Raw genomic sequence first — 22,108 nt, 5'->3', positions numbered from 1 at the left:
CCTCAGACGGGGGTAATAATGGCTGAACTGGATACACAGTTACAAGCTTTAAACGACATTGTTGAGTCTGCTAAAACGGCAATTGCACAAGCGAATGATAATCGGGCTTTAGATAACGTTCGCGTTGAATTTTTAGGTAAAAAAGGCAAAATCACGGCTTATCTTAAAGATTTAGCCAATGTGGGCGTTGAAGAAAGACCTATTATCGGTAAATCGGTAAACATAGCTAAACAAGATGTCTCTGCACTGATCGATGCGAGAAATAAAACCTTGTCTGAAATGGCGATGCAAGCCGCTTTAGCCGCAGAAACAGTCGACGTTACCTTACCTGGTCGTAATAGTGAGATTGGTGGTTTACACCCGGTAACACGCACATTACAACGTATTGAACGTTACTTTAAGAATATTGGCTTTGATGTGGCTGAAGGTCCTGAAATTGAAGATGGCCATCACAACTTTACTGCCCTCAATATTCCTGAGCATCATCCCGCGCGTGCGATGCACGATACATTTTATTTTGATGCCGATAAATTATTAAGAACACACACATCACCGGTTCAAATCCGGGTGATGGATGAAGAACAGCCTCCGTTACGTTTGATTGCACCAGGCAGAGTTTATCGCTGTGACTCAGACTTAACGCATACGCCGATGTTTCATCAGATTGAAGGGCTGATGGTGGATGAAAATATCAGCTTTACTGATCTGAAAGGCATCTTGTCAGACTTCTTGCAGGCTTTCTTTGAGAAACCTTTAAAAGTGCGTTTTCGCCCCTCTTATTTTCCGTTTACTGAGCCTTCAGCTGAAGCGGATATCGAGTGCGTTATCTGCGGCGGGGAAGGATGTCGAGTTTGTAGCCATACCGGCTGGATTGAAATATTAGGCTGCGGTATGGTTCATCCGAACGTATTCAAACACGTCAATATTGATAGTGAAAAGTATTTAGGCTTTGCGTTTGGCTTAGGCGTTGAACGGATGGCGATGTTGAGATACGGCGTTAATGACTTGCGTATGTTCTTTGAAAACGATTTACGTTTCCTGAAACAATTCAGTTAAGCGACGAGATAAGACAATGAAGTTTAGTGAAAAATGGTTACGAGAGTGGGTCAATCCTGCACTTGATACAGATGCTTTAGTAGAGAAACTCACTGGTGCTGGTCTCGAAGTTGATGCTGTAGAGGCTGTAGCAGGCGAATTTTCAGGCGTTGTTGTGGGACAAGTTACCTCTGTCACCCCTCATCCTGATGCTGATAAGTTGCGTCTGACGAAAGTGAATGTCGGTGCTGATGAGTTATTGGATATTGTTTGTGGTGCAAGCAATGTACGTGAAGGGCTAAAAATTCCAGTTGCAGTTATTGGATCTGTATTGCCCGGTAATTTCAAAATTAAACAAGCTAAATTACGTGGTGTGCCATCGTTTGGCATGTTGTGTTCATCAAAAGAATTAGGTCTCACAGAATCAGCGGAAGGCTTGATGGAGCTTGCTGATGATGCACCGGTTGGTGAAGATTTCCGTGTTTATCTGGACTTAGATGATAAGGCCATAGATATTGATCTCACACCCAACCGCAGCGATTGCTTGAGCGTCGCTGGTGTGGCGCGTGAAGTAGGCGTACTGACTTCAGAGGATATTAATGCGGTAGCGTGTGATGATGTTAATGCGACTTCTTCTAAGACATTTGAAGTCAAGGTTGAAGCAAGCGCTGCCTGTCCCCGATATTTGGGTCGTGTCATCGAAAATATTAATCCTGCAGCAGAAACACCTGTATGGATGCAAGAGAAACTACGCAGAAGTGGCTTGAGAAGTTTAGGACCTGTTGTTGATGTCACAAACTACGTGATGATTGAATTAGGCCAGCCTATGCATGCCTTTGATCTGGATAAGATCGATCAAGCCATTCATGTACGTTTATCTGAACAAGGTGAAAAACTGACTTTGTTGGATGGACAAGAAATTGAAACACAGGCGGGGACTTTATTAATTTCTGACTCACAGAAACCGCTCGCTCTAGCAGGTGTAATGGGTGGAAAAGAATCTGCTGTCAGTTCACAAACAACGTCTTTATTTTTAGAAGCTGCCTTTTTTGCACCTGAAGCGATTGCCGGTAAAGCGCGTAGCTATGGTTTGCATACTGATTCATCACATCGCTTCGAGCGCGGTGTTGACCCTGAATTAGCTAAGTCAGCGATAAACCGGGCTACGGCTTTATTACTTGAGATTGTCGGTGGCGAGGCAGGTCCTGTTATTGAACAATGCAGTGAAAAAGAGTTACCGGAGATAGCAAGCATTTATCTGCGAGCGGACAGAATTAAACGTGTGCTCGGACTTGAATTAGATAAAAAAACAGTATCTGAACAGCTAACACGCTTAGGTCTCGTTGTAGAAAATGTTGATGGTGGCTGGCAAGTCTCGGTACCTTCATTCCGCTTTGATCTTGCTATTGAGGTCGATTTAATAGAAGAGTTAGGGCGTTTGTATGGTTATGATAAATTGCCAAATACACGACCTCAGGGAACGGTATTAACAACCAACATTACTGAAACGCTGACGCCAGTTGATCGTTTACAAAATGTATTAGTGGATCGTGGTTATTATGAGGCCGTTACCTACAGCTTTGTAGAACCTAAAATTCAACAACTACTCGCTGAAGACACATCAGCACCGATTAAATTAGCTAATCCGATTTCTGCTGATTTGTCAGTGATGAGAACATCACTTTGGCCAGGCTTAGTGCAAGCCATGGTTTATAATGCCAACCGTCAGCATGAACGGATTCGTTTGTTTGAAGTAGGGCGTGTATTTAAAGGAACGCTGGAGAATATTGATCAGCATCGCCAAATTGGTGGCTTGATTTATGGTAGCCAGTACGCAGAACAATGGTCTCAAAAGCCGCGGAATGTCGATTTCTTTGATATCAAAGCGGATGTTGAGGCTTTACTCAAACTGGGTGGCGGCCAAATAACATATGAAGCAGAATCTCATCCGGCATTACATCCTGGGCAGTCTGCTCGTGTGTACAAAAATGGCAAAGCCATTGGCTGGCTGGGGGCTTTACATCCAAAATTGAATAAACCACTCGATATTGATGGCAAGGTCTATGTGTTTGAATTAAGCTTGTCTGACGTCGTTGAAACAGATGTACCAGAATTTGAAACACTATCAAAATTCCCTGCTTTGCGTCGTGATTTGGCATTACTGGTTGATGATGCAATTACGGCGGGTCAAATCGAAGATTGCCTGAGGGAGATCGATTCTGATATTCTTAAGTCATTTCAATTATTTGACGTATATAGTGGAGATGGAGTCGAGCTTGGTAAAAAGAGCTTGGCAGTAGCCTTTATACTCCAGCATAAAGAACGAACTTTAACAGACGATGAAGTCGACTCATTGCTCAATAGTGTGACAGAAGCCCTGGCGCAAACACTGAATGCAACGATAAGATCTTAAAATCGTTTAATAAACAATAAGAATTAATTTGAGGTAGACATGGCACTGACTAAGGCCGATATGACAGAACAGTTGTACGATGAATTAGGTTTCAACAAGCGTGAAGCAAAAGAATTAGTTGAAATGTTTTTTGAAGAAATTCGTTCGGCGCTAGAAAAAGGTGAACAAGTAAAGTTATCTGGTTTTGGTAATTTCGAGTTAAGAGATAAAAGCGAAAGACCTGGCCGTAACCCAAAAACTGGTGAAGAAATCCCAATAACAGCCCGTCGTGTGGTCACGTTCAGACCCGGACAAAAACTGAAGGCAAGGGTGGACAATTATGCTGGAAGCAAGTAACAACAACGAACTCCCTGTAATACCTGCAAAACGTTATTTCACCATTGGTGAAGTGAGTGAACTATGCGGTGTAAAACCGCACGTTCTAAGATACTGGGAACAAGAGTTTTCACAGCTAAAGCCGGTAAAACGACGCGGTAATCGTCGTTATTATCAACGGCATGATGTGGTGTTGATTCGTGAGATTCGTGGTTTGTTATACGAGCAAGGATTCACCATTGGTGGTGCTAGGCAGCAACTTGGAACGGACACAAAAACTATAGTTGCTGAACACCAAACGGACCAAAAACAGCTTGTAAAAGAATTACTGAAAGAGCTGGAAGATTTAAGAACTTTTTTAAATTAAATCTATTTAATCGCTATGAAAAAAGCCCATGCAAGATCGCTTGTATGGGCTTTTTTCGTAGTTAAATGACTTTATTCAATCTGCTTAATTCTCAATATTGGAATCGATAATGTCGAATAGACTAGAGTTATCATGTCGCTAAAACGCTGTTACTGGATTATTTCTATAACGATTATATTTTGTTTCTCAGTTAATTCTCAGGCGACGGAAAGATATCCCTTTGTGGTTGTTGATCAACAAGGCTTACCATTAAGTGATACCGTTATTGAGCCTTTAGTTGATGTATCAAAAAAACCTCATAAGTCGCTTCCACTTACCAGTATCGATCAAGTCAATAAGCAGTTTACGCCACAACAAATTATTATCCAAAAGGGACAATCTGTTGAATTTCCAAATAGTGATAACATCAGACATCATGTGTATTCATTCTCAAAAGCAAAAGTCTTTGAACTAAAACTTTATGCTAATAAGCCAGAAGCACCTATCACATTTAATGAGGCTGGCGTAGTTGTACTGGGATGTAATATCCACGATAGTATGATTGGCTATATCTATGTCGCTGATTCTAATCAAACTGTTGTTACGGATGATAATGGTAGCGCCGAGATAATCGTAGACAAACCGATTAAAGCTGTTCGTGTGTGGCATGCGCAACAAGCTGATGGTGCCGAGTCACAACAGATACTTACTCTGGATACTTTGTCACACAATACAAGGGGGCAGTTAATGATTAAAGTGACGACTGTCGACCCGCTACCTAGAAATAGCTTTGAGGATGTTTTTGGTGTGGTTTCACCGGATTAAATTACGAAACAAGATTTTTTTGTTATGTACCTTTTTGGTATTTTTTACTACGGTCGTTATCCAGGCTAGTACATGGTTGAGTAGTCATAAATTTAATCAGCAACAGCTAACAGAGCGAGTTTTGAGTGCAAAACAGGTACTTATCGAATATTTATCTGCACAAGAAAAGTTATTAGTTATTGCTGCTAACGTTCTGACATCTGACTTCGGTTTCATCCGTGCAGTTGCAACTTCCGATGCTGAAACAATCAAAAGCGTATTGCAAAATCACGGTAAACGAATTGATGCTGATTTGATGCTGCTAACAGATTTATCTGGCAGCCTTATCAGTTCCAGTCGGGCGATTTTATCTGACTCTGATTTAAATGAAGCTTTAATCAAAAGTTTGATCAACAGTCCCGGAAAAAGTTTTTTTGCTACGATTAATCAGCATTTTTATCAGTTAATATTACTGCCGGTTAAAGCACCTCATACAATTGCTTATAGTGTAGTCGGATTTGAAATTACGGCTGATGATATGGATGCCTTAAAAAAGCTCACCGGCGTCGATGTGAGCTTTTATGATGAAGACAAGCAGCTACTGATTTCCACAATTGGTGTTGAGAGTTTTAGACAATTTCAAGACAATCTGAATAATCAGCTTACCTATCGATTTATGATTCCTCGGCCCGCTTATATTACTGAGGAGTTGCTCCTGCCATCCACGAGTGCAGCGCCTGTCGGTGTTTTGCTGACCAGCAGCCTTGCTCCTCTTTATGCTCAATATGACGAAATTATCATTCATAACCTCTTATTGGCGCTGTTGGTAGCAATTATTGCATCATTACTCAGTATTTTTCTGGCAAAAAGTCTCACTATCCCACTGACAAAATTGACAAAGCTAGCGGAAAAATTCGCTGCTGGAGATTATTCATCAACTATTGATCTAGAGAGAAGTGGTATAGAAGCAAGACAGCTACTGAGTACATTTGAAATGATGGGGCAGCGGATTAAACTGCGTGAGGATAAGATTCTTTACCAAGCTCAATACGATATTTTGACCGGCCTCTATAACATCTATACGGCGAAACAAAAATTACCTGAGTATTTAGCTTCAGGACGGCAAAAACTACTGGTTGCTTTTAGTATTCGTAACTTCAGACAGATTAATGATCGTTTAGGGCCTGACATTGCAGATGACTGCTTAAAGGCACTGTCTGCACGCCTTAAACATACTGAGCTTATTGAAATACAAATGGCGGCAAGACTGGACGGTGTAGAGTTCTTTTCTCTACTGAATTTATCAGAAAAGCTAAGTCCTATACATCAGGTCGATAATTTCCTCAGTTCTCTTGAGGGGGATTTTAACGTTGCTGAATTAATGATAAACCTGGAGCTCAGCGCTGGTGTTGTTATTTATCCAGATAATGGTACCGACACAACATCATTACTGAGAAGAACCAGCATCGCTCTCGATAATGCAAGAAAAAGTAAACAGCGTATACATTTTTATAAGGATGGTGAAGATGAAGCTCATCTAGAGCGTTTGGCAATTACTGATGCTCTGAAAAATCTTTTTAAAAAACCTGATACTGAAGAATTATTTATGGTTTACCAACCTAAGATTAATTTACAAGATCAGAGTATTAAGGCAGAAGCACTGATTCGCTGGAAACATCCTGATAAGGGATTTATTTCACCAGAGTTATTTGTGAATCTGGCCGAGCAAGCTGGGCTTATTATCGAGTTAACGGATTGGGTGATTGATTCTGTTTTCTCTCAGATGGCATTTTGGCAAAACAAAGGACTTATAGTCCCTGTATCGATTAATGTCTCCGCGCAAGATTTGATGCATAAAGACTTTGAAAAACATCTCTGCGAGTTGGTTGAGCGTCATCAAATTAACCAGGCACTCGTTACTCTAGAAATTACTGAACGAGATATCATGCACCATGAACATATTGTTGTTGCCGCATTAAAAAGGTTGAAAAGTCATGGTTTTCATATTGCTATTGATGACTATGGTATCGGCCAGTCATCATTATCCAAACTCAAAGATCTCCCTGTAGATGAAATTAAACTGGATAAAAGCTTTATTATGCAGTTAGCTTCTTCTGAAAAAGATAAATTAATTGTTCGTTCTACTATTCAATTAGCTCATCAGCTTGGCTTTTATGTTGTTGCTGAAGGCGTAGAAAATGAAGCTGGTCTTCAGATTTTGAGTGACTTTGGTTGTGACGAAATTCAAGGTTATTTCATCAGTAAACCGCTTTCTGCAGGTACGTTTTATTCATGGCAAAAAGAGTATGTGGAAAAAAATATTTCTTAAATTAATGCTTTTTATGCCCGTTGTCTGTTGTGCAGCAGATGGAAAATTAATTGCAACTCCTGGTGTTTCTCAGATAGAGGGAAGCGGAGGTGGAGGGCTGGTTCCTTGGGCACAATTAGCAGGTTACGCGAGTCAGGATGAAGTCGCTTTCAATGTTTTTTGCAGTCGTGGTGAGGTTGATGACTACAGATTAGATGTCTGTGGTGCTCAAACAAATTTATACGATCGTTTGGAATTATCAATTGCAGAGCAAACGTTTCATGTTGATGCTCTGGATCGCAATATTCGTCAACGTATTTTCGGTGCCAAATTACGTTTGTATGGGGATATTGTCTATAGTGATTGGCCACAACTCAGTTTAGGTATCCAACATAAAACGTTACATGATCCCTTTGTTGCTGATTTACTCGGCGCAGAAGATGATAGTGGAACAGATTATTATCTGGCTGCGAGTAAATTACATCTAGGCGCGATTGCTGGCCTGAATTGGCTGTGGAATGTCACAGGCCGTTATACGGAGGCAAACCAAACCGGTTTATTAGGATTTGGTGCAAAAGGGGAGGGTGCCGAACTTGTCTGGGAAGCTTCTACAGCCTTATTGCTGGGAAGGCATATTGCTTTGGGGGTTGAGTATCGCCAAAAGCCGGATAATTTATCACTGAAAGAAGACGACTGGAAAAGCCTGTTTCTCGCTTGGGTACCCAATAAATCACTGAATATCACTGCTGGTTGGATTGACTTGGGGGATATCGCCGGTGCAAAACATCAAGATGGTATCTACTTTTCCATTATGGGCAATTTCTGATGAGATGCAGGAATATTTGCATTATTTTACTTATCTTCGGCTTTTTGACCGCTTGCGGTCATTTTTCGCATGCTCCCTCATTGTACGAAAAACTTGGCGGTGAAAAGGGGATCGTTTCTATTGTTAACAACCTCACGAAAAATATTGGACATGATGAACAGCTATTTCATTACTTTGCCCAGTCTAATGTCAGCCGATTCAAAAAAAGCTTAATACTATATCTTTGTGCAACTAGTGATGGACCGTGTCAGTACAATGGTGACTCAATGCAACAAATTCATGACGGGATGGATATCAATGAGCGTGATTTTAATCATTTGGTAGATTTACTGATTGATGCTATGAATGAAACAGGTATTTCCCATCCCATACAAAATCAATTGCTTGCGAGATTAGTCCCCTTGAGAAAGCAGATCATTTACCGATAGTGAGTCACAGTAGTTGTTTTGTTTCAGCCATATGCGAGTTGGATAGGGTCTGTTAGTTACTGTTTTAATGAGGCACTAAAAGAATTGTTCCTGGACATCTGTAGAAAGCTTCTCGCCAGATAGATGAGCCCGCTGTAGAAGCTGCCAGTAATAGCGATAAGAGGCCTTATCATACAATTTATCGTTTAAGCTTATTGGTGCCCAACTACGTTGTTGTGCTGTCAACAAGATTTCACTGGCAAGCTGGATCTTTTCTGACTCAGGTGTCATCGCTTTTATAATGGCTTTTATTTGTTGGGGATGCACACTCCACATTCTCAAAAAGCCAAACTGATTACGCGCTCTATAAGCATCTTCAAATGTTTGTTGATAATCCTTAATCGCCAGTGTCACATTATGTGATGGTATACAGCCAGAAGATATGGCGGCACAGGCTATTTCTGTTTTCGCTCTGACAATCAGAGCATGTTCAAACTGAGTAGGACTATGCATAGCATTATCCGTTATAGCGCCTTGATATGCGCTGATATAGTCCATAATCCCGAAATCTAGAACTTGCACAGGCTTCATGGCTGCAATTTTGTAGACGTCGTTTAATGCACCGTGTGTTTCAATTAATACATGGATAGGGATGGGGTGGGTAATGTTGTATCTCTGTGAAGCTTGCTGAATATATTCAAGCATAACCTCAACTTGATGAGCATTTTGCGCCTTGGGCAGTGTAATATAGCGAATATTGTCTCTTGCGCCAGATAACAAAATATCGATTTCCTGTCGCCAGACAGAATGATCATAGCCATGGATACGAATTCCTGACATATGATGAATGTTGTGTTCGCTATTGAGAAGTTCAACAATCATATTCGCATGTTGTATTTCTCCACCCGAGGCTGCGCCGTCTTCACAATCACAGGTGATGTCGAATACCGGGCCATATTCAGATTGAATTGAAAAGGCTTTGAGTAAAGTATGGCGGCTACCAGCGAAGTGTTCACATGCAGGTATTAAAGGTAGTGGCGAGATGTCATCAACAAGTGCATCATTCGGATGAATTAAGATAGTCATTATATAGATATCCCTAACTCAGCTCTTTTCATCACGTCATCGATCATCGTGTGTCTGATTGTCAAAAGCATAATATATCGATTAAGTCTGGTTTTTAGTTTAAAAAGATGCGATTATTCACGGTTTTGGTTGCCGTATTTTAGTAATAAATTCGATTGGAATAGTCTTTTTTCCAACGAATTAACTATATATGGTTTGGGCTGAATTGAGTAAACACTGATTTGTCTGGACGCAAAATTTTTGTTGATCAATTCCTGTATTTCGGCACATGATTAACACATGACAGAAACAGAACTACAACATTCTGAACAGATACGGAAAGTCTTCTTTGTCTCAGACCGTACTGGACTTACTGCCGAATCTTATGGAAAGTGCTTGCTTGCCCAATTTCCTGATTTGGAATTTGAAACCATCACGCTGGCTTTTGTGGATACTCCAGAAAAAGCCTTGCAAGCACGAGAAAAAATTAATGAAACGAGCTTAGAGTCTAATCTTAAGCCGGTGGTTTTTAGCACATTAGTGCACGATGATGAACAATACATTATTGAAAGCGCTAATGCCTGTGTTATCAGCTTGTTTCACAGCTATATTGGCTCACTGGAAAGTTTTTTTGGTGTGGAGTCGTCACACAAGCAAGGCGTGTCGCGAATTGCCTTCAGTGATACCACATACCAGCGCCGATTAGATGCGATTGATTTTGCACTTACGCATGATGATGGCGTCAGACCTGATCACTATAACGATGCTGACGTTATTCTGGCGGGTGTGTCACGTTGTGGCAAAACGCCCACTAGTCTTTATTTGGCGATGAACTTTTCTCTTAAAGTGGCAAATTATCCACTTACACCGGAAGACTTATCATCAGATGAATTGCCTCAATGTTTATTGGATAATATTGATAAACTTGTTGGTTTAACGATTAAACCGGTGCCGTTAAGTCGAATCAGACGCCAGCGACGTCCTGGCAGTGAATATGCCTCACTGGAAATTTGTCAGGCTGAATTGACACAAGCACAAGCTATGTTTGATAAAGCGGGCATTGCCGTTTTTGAAACAACCGATACATCGATCGAAGAAATCTCTAGCCGTGTAGTTCGTGCGCTTGGCCTAGGTAGAGAACGTGTTAGAGAGTCGGTCTTAATGTTTAATAAATCTATAAAAGCAAGGTAGTTATAACTATGTCAGAATATGTTATCTCTCTGGATAAGCTATGCATGGAGGATGTCGGCAGAGTAGGTGGCAAAAACGCCTCATTAGGTGAAATGCTGCAAAATCTCGCCCCTCTAGGAGTCGATGTCCCAGGTGGTTTTGCCACGACTGCGGATGCTTACCGGGAATTTCTTCTGCACGATGGACTCCAGAGTAAAATCAATGATCGTTTGCGTGAGCTGGATGTCGATGACGTCACTGCTTTGCAAAAAACAGGTCAGGAAATTCGTGACTGGATCATGACGATTCCTTATCCAGAAGCGATGGAAAAAGCCATTGATGAAGCTTTTGCTGCATTGGAAAAAGAATACGGTCCTGAAGCTAGTTTTGCTGTGCGTTCATCAGCAACGGCAGAAGATTTACCTGATGCTTCATTTGCTGGACAACAAGAAACATTCCTTAATGTTTCCGGCTTAGACAATATCAAAAAAGCTATCCGTGAAGTATTTGCATCGTTATTTAATGACCGTGCTATTGCTTATCGCGATCACCAAGGGTTTGATCACAGTGAAGTGGCTTTATCAGCCGGTATCCAAAAAATGGTACGTTCTGATATTGCCAGTGCGGGTGTGGCCTTTTCTCTGGACACTGAAAGTGGCTTCCGTGACGTTGTGTTTGTTACAGGTAGTTATGGCCTGGGTGAGATGGTGGTTCAAGGTGCTGTTAACCCTGACGAATTCTATGTACACAAAAATACATTAGAAGCTGGCCGCCCATCTGTGTTACGACGCACTGTAGGTCAAAAAGCAATTAAGATGGTTTATTCTGGTGATGCTTCATCACCGGTTAAAACCGTGGATGTTGATGAAGATGAACGTCTACATTTCTGCCTGACCGACGAAGAAGTTGAGTCTTTAGCAAAAATGGTAGTGACTATCGAGAAACATTACCAACGTCCAATGGATGTGGAGTGGGCTAAAGATGGTAATGATGGTCGTATCTACATCGTTCAGGCCCGCCCTGAAACGGTTCAAAGCCGAACTAAGAAAAATGTCCGTGAAACTTTTGTCCTGAAACAAAAAGGCGAGTTGATTTCTGTCGGACGTGCTATCGGCAGCAAAATTGGTCAGGGTAAAGTGCGTTTATTAAACAGCCTGGACCAAATGAATAAATTCCAGGAAGGCGACGTTTTATTAACGGACATGACCGATCCTGACTGGGAACCAATCATGAAACGTGCTTCGGCCATTATCACTAACCGTGGTGGCCGTACTTGTCACGCCGCGATTATTGCACGTGAATTAGGTATTCCTGCTGTTGTTGGTTGTGGTGATGCCACTGAAAAAGTGGAAGAAGGCACAGAAGTGACCGTCTCATGCGCCCAAGGCGATGAAGGTAATATCTATGCTGGTTTACTTGAGTTCGAACACCGTGTGGAAGAACTCGACAATATGCCTGAGCTACCTGTCAAAATCATGATGAACGTAGGTAATCCTGATCGCGCATTCAGCTTTGCTCAGTTACCTAATAAAGGTGTTGGTCTGGCGCGTTTGGAATTCATCATCAACAATATGATTGGTATCCATCCAAAAGCATTGATGAATGCGGATAAGATGGAAGGTGAAGTTAAACAAGCCATCAAAGAGCGTACAACCGCTTACGGTGACCCGGTAGAATTTTACATCAGCCGTATTGCTGAAGGTGTATCCACCATCGCCGCTGCGTTCTATCCTGAAACTGTGATTGTTCGTATGTCTGACTTCAAATCGAATGAATACGCTAATCTGATTGGCGGTACCTTGTTTGAGCCTGAAGAAGAAAATCCAATGATTGGCTTCCGTGGAGCATCACGTTATTCATCAGAAGATTTTGCTGAATGCTTCAAACTTGAAATTGAAGCGATGAAGCGTGTTCGTGATGTAATGGGATTAACCAACGTTGAGTTAATGATCCCGTTTGTTCGCACACTGGCTGAAGCGGAGTCTGTGGTTAACTTGCTCAAAGAAAACGGTTTGGAGCGCGGTAAAAATGGTCTGCGTTTGATCATGATGTGTGAGCTACCTTCAAATGCTGTTATGGCAGATGAATTCCTCGAATTCTTTGATGGTTTCTCTATCGGTTCAAATGATATGACTCAGTTAACACTGGGCTTAGACCGTGATTCAGCGCTAGTGGCCGGCTCATTTGATGAGCGTAACCCTGCGGTACTGAAAATGCTGGATATGGCGATTACAGCCTGTAAGAAAGCAGATAAATATGTCGGTATATGTGGTCAAGGTCCATCAGATCATGAAGACTTGGCTGAATGGTTATTAGAGCGTGGAATCAGCAGTATTTCATTAAACCCTGATACCGTAGTCAGTACATGGCAGGCTTTAGCAGAAAAGCATGCTTAAAAAGTAAAAAAGCGACTGTCCGACCTGTTTTTTCAGGTCGGGCTTTGCTAATATAGCGACCTCGTTAATCAGGCTTACTTCAAGCATCAATAGATTAACAACAATATCGTCGGGGCATGGCGCAGCCTGGTAGCGCACTTGCATGGGGTGCAAGGGGTCGAAGGTTCAAATCCTTCTGTCCCGACCAATTATTTTTTGTTTATCCAAAGCAACTCAGAGCATCTGATTACGAACCACTTTGCCTTAAGGCATTGATGATGCGATTACGTTCTTCCTCTTCATAAAAACTTGGGTCATCAAATAAGTCTCTTTGCGGTTGATCAAACATCATACTGAGCACTTGCGAGCTGGTTTGAACCATCGGTTCGAAGTGGGCATTATCTCCACTGACAAGATCAACGACGCGACGGCGGCGATAGGCCGTATATCCGGCTAAAATTAATAATACTGTTCCAATATAGAGCGGCAGGCCTTGTGAACCAATAATGGTCATTAATGAACCAGCTATCACCGGGGCAAAAGCGCAGCCTAAACCATGAAGCACCAGCATATCTGAGGAGCCAGACACAATTTCGTCAGGATGGAGTTGGTCAATAAGCTGAGCGACGGACAGTGGGTAGATGGAAAAAGATAAGCCACCCCAGATAAAAAAGATGGCTAATAAGGCGGTTTGAGAAGGAATCACTGCCATGGATAGAGCAATAATCCCTGCTAATGCCACTACCCAAGTAATGACTTTGGGTCTGTCGTGTTTATCTGAATAACGGCCAATAGGGATCTGCAAGGCAGCGCCACCTAGAATGGTTAAACTCATTATCAGTGCAATGCCACTAATGTCGTAGCCTAGTTCAGTGGCATAAATAGGTGTCATCGCCCAAAAAGCGCCCATTGCCAGACCTGAGAGAGTTGAACCAGCTACCGAGAGTGGTGCGATCTTTAATAAGTTTTTTAGACTACTTTTTGGCCTTTCCGAATTAATCCTCGGTTGGTTTCGGCGGGTGAGTGTCAGTGGCAGTATGGCCCAACTAATCAGAATAGACACAATGGCAAATAGCAGAAAATTATCGGGCGTAGCGATATGCAACATTTGCTGTGCAATTGTTAAAGCACCTAAATTCACTACCATATAAAAAGCAAAAATACGTCCACGCTCATGGCTTGCAGCCTGACTGTTTAACCAGCTTTCGATGACAGTCATCAGGGTAATATAAGCAAGCCCATAAAAGAAACGAAGAACAATCCATACCCAAGCATCAATAAAAATAATATGTAAAAGTGTGGCTGAAGCACAGATAGAAGCACAGAATGCAAACGTCCTGATATGCCCCATGCGACGAATCAGTCTGCCACTGACCCAGGTGCCACATACAAATCCAATAAAATAGCTCGACATGATCAGACCCATGGTGGCACTTGAAAAGCCTTCATTTGTGCCGCGTAGGGTAAGAAGAGTGCTGATTAATCCATTTCCCAATAGAAGTAAAGCAACGCTCCATAAAATAGATTGAATAGGCTTAAGCAATGCAAGTGATTGCATATTGTTTCCTTTTTTATGCACCTTAATTAATAGTCATTGCACCAAAAATATACTTAAAATCTATTTATTATTGTTTGAAAATATTAAGTGCATGATATTTAATAGCTTTTATATATAAAAATTATCGATTACAAAGTGATATGAGAATTGATGCAAATCATGAACCGTTATTTTCATATCGTGGATGATGCTAATCTCCTCAATCAATTTCACAGAATTTTCGCATCAAGCTGTTAGTATCGACTACGAACTATCCTTGTTAACGGTTCAACCACCCTTAGCCAGCTTATTCCCGATAAGCTGGCTTATTTTTTTTCATAACTTTACATTCTTTTTCGCAACCAATATTTATCAGGTGTGTCATAACGTTACCTGAGACTATCGTCAATGGTGTAATTTCTACTCCTTGTTTTGAGAAGGCGGTGATGGTCACATCATCGCCTTTTTCTTATTTAGCAGTTCACTAAGTCATTTTCATTCGTTAATTCCAATGGATAGATTCGTTAATAGTGCAGTCGTATTTGTACTGACGTTCACTGACCTGTACGTCAGTAATCCTATCTGCGTAAATCTCCTTTTTGGAGTAGGGTGGCTTCTGCCACCCTCTTTTTTTATACCTTGTTAAGTAAACTGAATAGCTGCTGTATGATTGATGCCTTCTAACGATATAAAAAGGCCATGTTTAGCATGCAATACAATACTCTTGGTAATACTGATCTGAGTGTCAGTCGTATTTGTCTGGGAACCATGACGTTTGGCGAGCAAAACACGCAAGCAGAAGGACATCAGCAATTAGATTATGCTGTCAGCCAGGGAATTAACTTTATCGATACCGCAGAGTTATATGCAATCCCTCCTTGTGCAGAAACCTATGGCGTAACAGAAGAGATTATTGGTCATTGGTTACAAAAAAGAGGCCGGCGGGATGACATCATTCTTGCCAGTAAAATGGCTGGTCCGGGCAGTGATTGGGTTTCACATATCCGAGGTGGTGGTACCCGGTTTAATGGGACAACAATTGAAACGGCAGTTAATGTAAGTCTTAAAAGGCTCAAGACTGATTATATTGATTTATACCAATTGCATTGGCCTGAAAGAAATACAAACTATTTTGGCCGATTGGGTTATCAGCAGGCGGCTGATGAGCAAAATCTGACTCCCATTATCGATACGCTGCGTGGTTTGAAAAAACAAGTTCAAGCAGGAAAAATTCGACATATTGGTTTATCCAATGAAACACCATGGGGAATAATGCAATTTATTACTTTGGCTAAATCCATGGACTTACCTCTGGTAGTCAGTGTGCAGAATCCCTACAGCTTATTAAACAGGACGTATGAAATAGGTTGTGCTGAGATTAGTCATCGTGAAAATGTTGGTTTGCTGGCCTATTCACCATTAGGATTTGGTGTGCTGACAGGGAAATATCTTGATCAACAACCTGAAAATGCTCGTTTGACACGCTGGCCTAACTACAGCCGTTACAGCAACCCTCAGGCCATTGAGGCAACTCGTCGATATGTAGAGCTTGCACGCCGCTTTCAGCTGGATCCTGCCCAAATGGCATTGGCTTTTGTTAATTCACGACCTTTCTTAACAGCTAATATTATCGGAGCAACCAGTATGGAGCAGCTTAGAAATAATATCGCTAGTGAAAAATTGATTTTAACTGAAGAAATACTTTCAGAAATTGAGTTGATTCACCAAAGCATTCCTAATCCTGCACCATAAAATATAAACTTTTTCATTTTTATTAAATATAACCAAGATAGGGACGACAACATATAGAGTGACCTGAGCATACTGACCATAAATTCTATGGTTTTATAACAAGGAGGGGCAATATGAGTTTTTTCGACAATAAGCTTTCTAAAGTTGATTTGCCTTTTTCTGACTTAGTCTTATATTCACTTTTCATCAATTCATTATTATTTACGCAGTTTGCCACCTTTTAAATGACGACTGTCTCTATGCTTAGAAAGAGCAGTTTAACTGTAAGATACGGCACTATCTTATTGATGTTGATCCTGCTTTTGATCGCTGTCGTTTTTCAATACAAATTACTCATTGATAAAGCAAACCAACAACAGCTTGAGCAGCTTGCTCAAGCTATATCAGCTAGTATAAGCGTGGCAGATAAAGTGGCAGATAAAGCGGTTTCGACAGCTGAGCAAGGTGGTTCCTTGTCATGGTTGCGAGCTTACCCCTATATCAAACAGTCCATCGTTTTTGATAAAAATGGAACGGGTATTTTTCGTTATCAAAATCTTAATACATCGGTTACAAACACCTTCATCAAACAAAGGCTCCAAAATGGAGTAGTCAGTGAAAAGCAGATTTATTCAGACTCTGATGTTATTCATTTTCTATACCCACTAGTAGAAAACGGAAGTGCTTTGGCAAGCGTCTATCTTTCAGTCGATAAGTATTTGTTTGAGGCACCATTCAAAATGTTATTCGATTGGTCCTGTATCGCCATTCTTGTCCTTTTTGTTTGTATTGTGGCATTAGTCTGGTCATTCATAACGCACTATCTCTCGCCATTAAACAGTTTGACCCAACAAATGTCGGGAGAGTCTGATAGTTCAAAGCCCAGTGTGGGACATATGCTTGAAAGACTAAGGCAAAACTTCGTCAAACTCAGCTCCGATAAGCAGGATCTGACAGAACAAAAACAGCAATTAGAATTACGCTTGGCGGAGCAGCAAAAGTTATTAACTGATGCCATTAACAGACTTGAATACGATGAAGATGCTAAGTGCGGAATGATTAATGTTATCAGCCGGGAGCTGAAAATATCTTTGTCTCAAGTGATTAGTCATATTGAGCTATTAAAGGTATATGTGACAGAGGCTAAGGCTCATGAAACAGTGAGTCTGATAAATGACTCAACGCATCACTTATTAGAGGTGATAAACCAGTTACAAGATTATGTGAAACTGAGTGAAAAGCAATGGACTCTTGATGTTAAACAGGTTGATTTATATCGATTTCTTAAGTCTGTAGTTGAGGCCAATTATGCCAAAGCAAATCAGAAAAAAAATACATTATTTTTAAATATGAAATGTTCTGGCATGGAAGTGATGCTCGACCCACATATGCTCAGAAACGTGCTAAATAATTTGATTGATAATGCAATAAAGTTTTCTAGGCAGGGGAATATTGAACTTTCTGTCAGCGAATTTTCAAGAGATAAACAGCATTTTTTAACCTTGACAGTGAAAGATTCTGCTGGAGCTATCAATGAGAATGATAAGGAACGTATTTTTGAGCCATTTCAGCAATTCCCGTTGCATGATCAGCAATACTCAGGGCTCGGTTTAGGCTTAGCTATTTATGCTCATCTCGTTGAGTTGATGAATGGCGAATATGGAGTGAACTCTTCCACGCAAGGGAACAGTTTTTGGTTCACGATTCCTGTTGATATTATCTCTGTGACTAATACGTCGCCTGAGGCAAGAGTTCAAATCAACCCACGCGGTGATGATAAAAAAACTAATCATGTACTTGTTGCAGAGGATAATGAAGTCAATCAATCTGTTGCTTTGGGCTTGTTAGAAAAACTGGGTTGCACAGTAACGTTGGTAGCTAATGGTGAAGAGGCAATAGCATCATGCAGTGAGCAGGCATATGACATGATATTTATGGACTATCACATGCCTCTGATGAATGGTGTGACGGCCACAGAGCATCTAAGAAAGTTTTTACATAGTACAACACCCATCGTGGCGTTAACTGCTGATGCGAATGAACAAGTTAGGCTTGATTTTTATACAGCTGGTGCTGATGATATTTTAATTAAACCTATTGAATTGAACAAATTGATTGATTTAGTCAATCGATTTCTAGGAAAAACAATTGAGCCAGTTTCACAGGCTCATAGCTACAGAGAAGTGAGTGAGGTGAAACCTATACTTAATAAGAAGATTGTTAATGACATAATTACGATGGCTGGTGAGAATGGTGAACAGGTCGTACAACAAATATTCCAGGTTTATATGCAACATACACCTGATTTGATAGAAGCCATCAAGCAGGCGTTTATAGAAAAAAATGCACAGCAAGTATTTAAATCTGCACATGCACTTAAATCCAGTTCGCTGAATATCGGTGCCACCGCTATCGCTGAGTTGGCAAGAGAGATAGAAAAATCAGGGCGAGAAAATAATCTTGACCAAATTGCTATATATATAGATAAACTAGATACTTATTATGATGAACTGACTTCACTATTAAATGGACAATTGCGGAGGATTTGATGGCAAATACCATCAAAAAGCAAGTGGTCTTGATTGTTGATGACGATCCTGTCACACGGATGTTAATGACTCAATCATTAACATCGACGGAATTAGAGATTGTTGAGGCCGCCTCTGGTGAAGATGCTATAGTCCAGTTCTCACTCCACAAGCCTGATATCACATTACTTGATGTTTCCATGCCAGGCATGAACGGTTTTGAATGTTGTGCCAGACTGCGAGCTTTACCTAAAGGTGCAGAATGCGCCATTGTGATGGTCACGGCACTTGATGATGTTGAAGATATTGAACAAGCATTTGAATCCGGTGCGACAGACTTCATCACCAAGCCGCTCAAGTGGCCGCTTTTCAGGCACAGAGTCCGTTATATCTTGAAAGCTAACAGGACTTTACAAGAGTTAAGTCTTAATAAAAATAAATTAGCTAAGGCTCAATCTATTGCAAATCTGGTCTACTGGGAATGGGATTTTGAGTCCGAGTTTCTTGAGTGCTCCTCCGATATGTTTGCTATGTTGGGTTTTTCCAAAGAAATCAATCTCACCGTACGATCTGCTCTGAAAAAAGTGCACCCGGAAGACCGGACAAAATTAATTATAGCCCTCAAGCAAGCCGTGTATGAAAAACAGTCATACGATATCGAATACCGGATCATTCGTTCTGACGGCAGTGTTTTGTTTGTGAATGAGCGAACAGATATTAGCTTTGAATATGGTCAGTGGCGAATTGTTGGTACTTTGCACGACATCACATCAAGAAAACAATCAGAGCAAGAAATTACCTATTATGCCTACTACGATACGCTGACCGATTTACCCAACCGACGTTTATTCATTGAACAATTAGAAACGGCCATTGCCAGTGCAAAACGTCATCAGGCGCAATTTGCTTTGATGTTTCTTGATTTGGACAGGTTTAAATATATTAACGATACCTATGGGCACCATATCGGTGATGAAGTCTTATGTCAGTCAGCCCAGCGGATACGTGAATGTGTGAGAGATTCGGATCTGGTGGCCAAAGCCAATTATGATACTGATAATCGGGTTGCTCGCCTGGCGGGTGATGAGTTTACCGTTTTACTTGATGATATAAGTAAAGTTGAGCAGGTAGCTGAAATTGCTAACCGCCTCATTGGTGCTTTCTCAGCTCCTTTTTTTATTAGTGAGAAACATCTACATATTTCGATTAGCGTTGGGATTACGCTTTATCCTGATGATGGCCACAATGTACAGACGCTATTGCAACATGCTGATGTAGCGATGTATCACGCAAAAGAAAAGGGTAGAAATAATTACCAGTTCTTTTCTGAGAGCATGAATAATTATCTCAAACTGCGTTTAGAAATGGAGAATGATTTACGGATAGCATTGTCTGAACAGCAGTTTGAAGTTTATTATCAACCTCAATATGATGCTGAAAGCATGGCTATTGTTGGTCTTGAAGCATTGTTGCGTTGGCGACATCCTACGAAGGGATTATTAACGCCAAACTATTTTATTGAAATTGCTGAATCAACAGGTTTGATATTGGGGATTGGGGACTGGGTGTTGATGCAGGCTTGTCGGCAAGTGAGACAATGGCAAAAAGAGTCGGGCTGTGCGTATCGAGTAGCTGTTAATTTATCTGCCTCACAATTCACCCAATCTTACCTGTTGGATACCGTAAGAAAAACGTTAGATGAAACTGGTTTACCCCCAGAGACGCTCGAGTTGGAAATCACAGAAACGGCGATGTTAAAAGATACTGCAGAGACGATTCCGCTGCTTTTCTCATTAAAAAAACTTGGCGTACGTCTGGCGATAGATGATTTTGGTACGGGATATTCTTCATTGAGTTACTTAAAGAATTTTCCTATTGATACCCTAAAAATTGATCGCACATTTGTGGAAGAAATCGTGACCAATAGTAAGGATTGTGCAATAGCACAAACGATTGTCCAATTGGCCGATAATTTACAGCTTTGTACCATTGCAGAAGGTGTTGAGACAAGTGAGCAGGCCGACATATTAAGAAAGTTAGGCTGTGCCGAGTTTCAGGGGTTTTATTTTAGCCATCCACTGCCTGTCCCTCAGCTCAGCTTATTGCTCGAGCATTAGCTCTTGTCTTTTTCTTCCAGAAAAGGCGTATGGGTATCGATTAAGTCATCATGTCTGTCTAACAAACCAATATCTAATACTGGTGAGGCATCTATATGCTGGGCATCCATCATTTGAGCCACACGCTTAAGCGCAGAAATAATCATGGTCTGCTCCCACTCCTGTAAATCGCCAAATTGACGAGTAAATTGCTCTTGCAGTGGGATTGGTGCTTTTTTCAGAATTTCCAGGGCTTTATCTGTTAGGTGTACATGAACTTTGCGTTTATCCGACTCAGAACGCATACGATAAACAAGTTCACGTTTTTCCAGGCGATCAACAATCGTCGTCACCGTTGCCTGACTCAAGCTCATTTCATTAGCAAGCTCACCAATTGTAATTTGACCTTTATCCCTGAGACTTTGTAACAATAAAATCTGTGGAGAAGTCAGGCTGGTTGTCTTTGCAAGATATTTAGAGTGCAAATCAGTTGCACGGATAACTCGTCGTAATGCAATCAATACTTCTTCAATTTGGTTCAACAGGTGATCCTTCTGTTCATCAGTCAGATCAAGATTATAAACTGCATCTAAATTTAAACCGATAGTTTTACTCATAATTTTCCATTTGATTAAAACAACGCTCAAAATCGGCCAATATAATTAGCTGTTGTTTATGTTTTAAGGTGGCATAGATAGGGCTCAATGTATTTTTTTGTTCTACTGGCACCAAATTCTGTAAATCCAGTAATGTAATTTTCACGACTTCATCAACGCTAATACCCACCAAGCCCTTTTTTGACTCAATAATAACGATGTGGCGATGCTGATCTGTCTCATCAATTCCTAATAATTTCCTACTACTCACAATGGTGACTATCTCGCCTCTTATGTTCAGTACTCCTTCTATATAGGAAGGGGCACCGGGTACAGGGACCGCTGCCATATAATCATGAACTTCTCTTATCTTATTTACAGGGTGTGCATAAGTCTCATCTTCAATAAGGAAGCATAGCCATTGTTTGTTGTCATGTAACTGTAATGTCATCTATTGAATATACGTTATTAATCTCGGGCTGGACAATATATTTATTTAGTGTACTATATATATTAAATCATTAACAGCCTGTATAGTTTTATTCGAATTACTGTT

At 40.9% G+C, this 22,108-nt stretch carries 17 protein-coding genes and 1 tRNA gene; 14 read left to right on the top strand and 4 right to left on the bottom strand.

What is annotated here, in order from left to right; translation table 11 throughout:
• Positions 1–18: 18 nt before the first annotated feature.
• The 8 genes from pheS to MAMP_RS08335 all read left to right on the top strand — a co-directional run bounded on the left by pheS (position 19) and on the right by MAMP_RS08335 (position 8,475).
• On the top strand, positions 19–1,056 hold the full coding sequence (pheS, locus tag MAMP_RS08370; RefSeq protein WP_007145587.1) for a phenylalanine--tRNA ligase subunit alpha: 1,038 nt from the start codon (positions 19–21) through the stop codon (positions 1,054–1,056).
• Positions 1,057–1,072: 16 nt separating this feature from the next.
• Complete coding sequence (gene pheT, locus MAMP_RS08365; RefSeq protein WP_007145586.1) at positions 1,073–3,448, top strand: phenylalanine--tRNA ligase subunit beta; 2,376 nt, start codon at positions 1,073–1,075, stop codon at positions 3,446–3,448.
• Between the two features lie 39 nt (positions 3,449–3,487).
• Positions 3,488–3,784 (top strand): integration host factor subunit alpha, encoded by a 297-nt coding sequence (gene ihfA / locus MAMP_RS08360; protein WP_007145585.1) that lies wholly within the window; start codon positions 3,488–3,490, stop codon positions 3,782–3,784.
• Complete coding sequence (locus MAMP_RS08355) at positions 3,768–4,130, top strand: MerR family transcriptional regulator (protein ID WP_007145584.1); 363 nt, start codon at positions 3,768–3,770, stop codon at positions 4,128–4,130. The genes ihfA and MAMP_RS08355 overlap by 17 nt, the downstream gene beginning before the upstream one ends.
• A gap of 132 nt (positions 4,131–4,262) precedes the next feature.
• Positions 4,263–4,934 (top strand): methylamine utilization protein, encoded by a 672-nt coding sequence (locus tag MAMP_RS08350; protein WP_040576244.1) that lies wholly within the window; start codon positions 4,263–4,265, stop codon positions 4,932–4,934.
• 121 nt (positions 4,935–5,055) lie between these two features.
• Positions 5,056–7,242 (top strand): bifunctional diguanylate cyclase/phosphodiesterase, encoded by a 2,187-nt coding sequence (locus tag MAMP_RS08345; RefSeq protein WP_237701200.1) that lies wholly within the window; start codon positions 5,056–5,058, stop codon positions 7,240–7,242.
• Positions 7,220–8,047, top strand: coding sequence for a DUF3034 family protein (locus MAMP_RS08340; RefSeq protein ID WP_050797524.1), 828 nt, complete (start codon positions 7,220–7,222; stop codon positions 8,045–8,047). Before MAMP_RS08345 ends, MAMP_RS08340 begins: the two co-directional genes overlap by 23 nt.
• A complete protein-coding gene (locus MAMP_RS08335; RefSeq protein WP_040576242.1) occupies positions 8,047–8,475 on the top strand; it encodes a group I truncated hemoglobin in 429 nt (142 codons plus the stop codon). The genes MAMP_RS08340 and MAMP_RS08335 overlap by 1 nt, the downstream gene beginning before the upstream one ends.
• Positions 8,476–8,550: 75 nt before the next feature.
• Here the strand turns inward: MAMP_RS08335 and MAMP_RS08330 are convergent, their stop codons facing one another.
• Entirely contained in the window at positions 8,551–9,540 is a 990-nt protein-coding gene (locus tag MAMP_RS08330) for an HpcH/HpaI aldolase/citrate lyase family protein (protein ID WP_007145579.1), read from the bottom strand.
• A gap of 279 nt (positions 9,541–9,819) precedes the next feature.
• Here MAMP_RS08330 and MAMP_RS08325 point away from each other — a divergent pair, with 279 nt between their 5' ends.
• The 3 genes from MAMP_RS08325 to MAMP_RS08315 all read left to right on the top strand — a co-directional run bounded on the left by MAMP_RS08325 (position 9,820) and on the right by MAMP_RS08315 (position 13,272).
• On the top strand, positions 9,820–10,710 hold the full coding sequence (locus MAMP_RS08325; RefSeq protein ID WP_007145578.1) for a pyruvate, water dikinase regulatory protein: 891 nt from the start codon (positions 9,820–9,822) through the stop codon (positions 10,708–10,710).
• Between the two features lie 8 nt (positions 10,711–10,718).
• A complete protein-coding gene (ppsA, locus tag MAMP_RS08320; protein WP_007145577.1) occupies positions 10,719–13,085 on the top strand; it encodes a phosphoenolpyruvate synthase in 2,367 nt (788 codons plus the stop codon).
• Between the two features lie 110 nt (positions 13,086–13,195).
• Positions 13,196–13,272 (top strand) — tRNA-Pro (locus tag MAMP_RS08315).
• A 39-nt stretch (positions 13,273–13,311) separates the two neighbouring features.
• Here MAMP_RS08315 and MAMP_RS08310 read toward each other — a convergent pair.
• On the bottom strand, positions 13,312–14,622 hold the full coding sequence (locus tag MAMP_RS08310; RefSeq protein ID WP_007145576.1) for an MFS transporter: 1,311 nt from the start codon (positions 14,620–14,622) through the stop codon (positions 13,312–13,314).
• 687 nt (positions 14,623–15,309) lie between these two features.
• Between MAMP_RS08310 and MAMP_RS08305 the strand changes: the two genes are divergently transcribed.
• From MAMP_RS08305 to MAMP_RS08295, 3 genes are all read left to right on the top strand, one after another.
• The gene (locus tag MAMP_RS08305; protein WP_007145574.1) at positions 15,310–16,353 is read left to right on the top strand and encodes an NADP(H)-dependent aldo-keto reductase; all 1,044 of its coding nucleotides are present in this window, start codon (positions 15,310–15,312) and stop codon (positions 16,351–16,353) included.
• Positions 16,354–16,592: 239 nt separating this feature from the next.
• Positions 16,593–18,881 (top strand): response regulator, encoded by a 2,289-nt coding sequence (locus tag MAMP_RS08300; RefSeq protein WP_158005163.1) that lies wholly within the window; start codon positions 16,593–16,595, stop codon positions 18,879–18,881.
• Positions 18,881–20,977, top strand: coding sequence for a two-component system response regulator (locus tag MAMP_RS08295; RefSeq protein WP_007145572.1), 2,097 nt, complete (start codon positions 18,881–18,883; stop codon positions 20,975–20,977). The genes MAMP_RS08300 and MAMP_RS08295 overlap by 1 nt, the downstream gene beginning before the upstream one ends.
• Here MAMP_RS08295 and MAMP_RS08290 read toward each other — a convergent pair.
• Both MAMP_RS08290 and MAMP_RS15900 read right to left on the bottom strand, forming a co-directional pair.
• Positions 20,974–21,573 carry a MarR family winged helix-turn-helix transcriptional regulator gene (locus MAMP_RS08290; protein ID WP_007145571.1) on the bottom strand — a complete coding sequence of 200 codons (600 nt, stop codon included), beginning with the start codon at positions 21,571–21,573 and terminating at the stop codon, positions 20,974–20,976. The genes MAMP_RS08295 and MAMP_RS08290 overlap by 4 nt on opposite strands.
• Entirely contained in the window at positions 21,566–22,003 is a 438-nt protein-coding gene (locus tag MAMP_RS15900) for a chemotaxis protein CheW (RefSeq protein ID WP_083821497.1), read from the bottom strand. Before MAMP_RS15900 ends, MAMP_RS08290 begins: the two co-directional genes overlap by 8 nt.
• Between the last annotated feature and the right edge of the window lie 105 nt (positions 22,004–22,108).

This window comes from Methylophaga thalassica MP, from assembly GCF_000214595.1.
Taxonomy (GTDB): Bacteria; Pseudomonadota; Gammaproteobacteria; order Nitrosococcales; family Methylophagaceae; genus Methylophaga; species Methylophaga thalassica.
This window is presented reverse-complemented; position numbering and strand designations above follow the sequence as displayed.

What these genes read in the sequence shown, in the direction of transcription:
- pheS (WP_007145587.1), top strand. Translation starts at nt 19, where the DNA reads ATGGCTGAACTGGATACACAGTTACAAGCTTTAAACGACATTGTTGAG.
- pheT (WP_007145586.1), top strand. Translation starts at nt 1,073, where the DNA reads ATGAAGTTTAGTGAAAAATGGTTACGAGAGTGGGTCAATCCTGCACTT.
- ihfA (WP_007145585.1), top strand. Translation starts at nt 3,488, where the DNA reads ATGGCACTGACTAAGGCCGATATGACAGAACAGTTGTACGATGAATTA.
- MAMP_RS08355 (WP_007145584.1), top strand. Translation starts at nt 3,768, where the DNA reads ATGCTGGAAGCAAGTAACAACAACGAACTCCCTGTAATACCTGCAAAA.
- MAMP_RS08350 (WP_040576244.1), top strand. Translation starts at nt 4,263, where the DNA reads ATGTCGCTAAAACGCTGTTACTGGATTATTTCTATAACGATTATATTT.
- MAMP_RS08340 (WP_050797524.1), top strand. Translation starts at nt 7,220, where the DNA reads ATGTGGAAAAAAATATTTCTTAAATTAATGCTTTTTATGCCCGTTGTC.
- MAMP_RS08335 (WP_040576242.1), top strand. Translation starts at nt 8,047, where the DNA reads ATGAGATGCAGGAATATTTGCATTATTTTACTTATCTTCGGCTTTTTG.
- MAMP_RS08330 (WP_007145579.1), bottom strand. Translation starts at nt 9,540, where the DNA reads ATGACTATCTTAATTCATCCGAATGATGCACTTGTTGATGACATCTCG.
- MAMP_RS08325 (WP_007145578.1), top strand. Translation starts at nt 9,820, where the DNA reads ATGACAGAAACAGAACTACAACATTCTGAACAGATACGGAAAGTCTTC.
- ppsA (WP_007145577.1), top strand. Translation starts at nt 10,719, where the DNA reads ATGTCAGAATATGTTATCTCTCTGGATAAGCTATGCATGGAGGATGTC.
- MAMP_RS08310 (WP_007145576.1), bottom strand. Translation starts at nt 14,622, where the DNA reads ATGCAATCACTTGCATTGCTTAAGCCTATTCAATCTATTTTATGGAGC.
- MAMP_RS08305 (WP_007145574.1), top strand. Translation starts at nt 15,310, where the DNA reads ATGCAATACAATACTCTTGGTAATACTGATCTGAGTGTCAGTCGTATT.
- MAMP_RS08300 (WP_158005163.1), top strand. Translation starts at nt 16,593, where the DNA reads ATGCTTAGAAAGAGCAGTTTAACTGTAAGATACGGCACTATCTTATTG.
- MAMP_RS08295 (WP_007145572.1), top strand. Translation starts at nt 18,881, where the DNA reads ATGGCAAATACCATCAAAAAGCAAGTGGTCTTGATTGTTGATGACGAT.
- MAMP_RS08290 (WP_007145571.1), bottom strand. Translation starts at nt 21,573, where the DNA reads ATGAGTAAAACTATCGGTTTAAATTTAGATGCAGTTTATAATCTTGAT.
- MAMP_RS15900 (WP_083821497.1), bottom strand. Translation starts at nt 22,003, where the DNA reads ATGACATTACAGTTACATGACAACAAACAATGGCTATGCTTCCTTATT.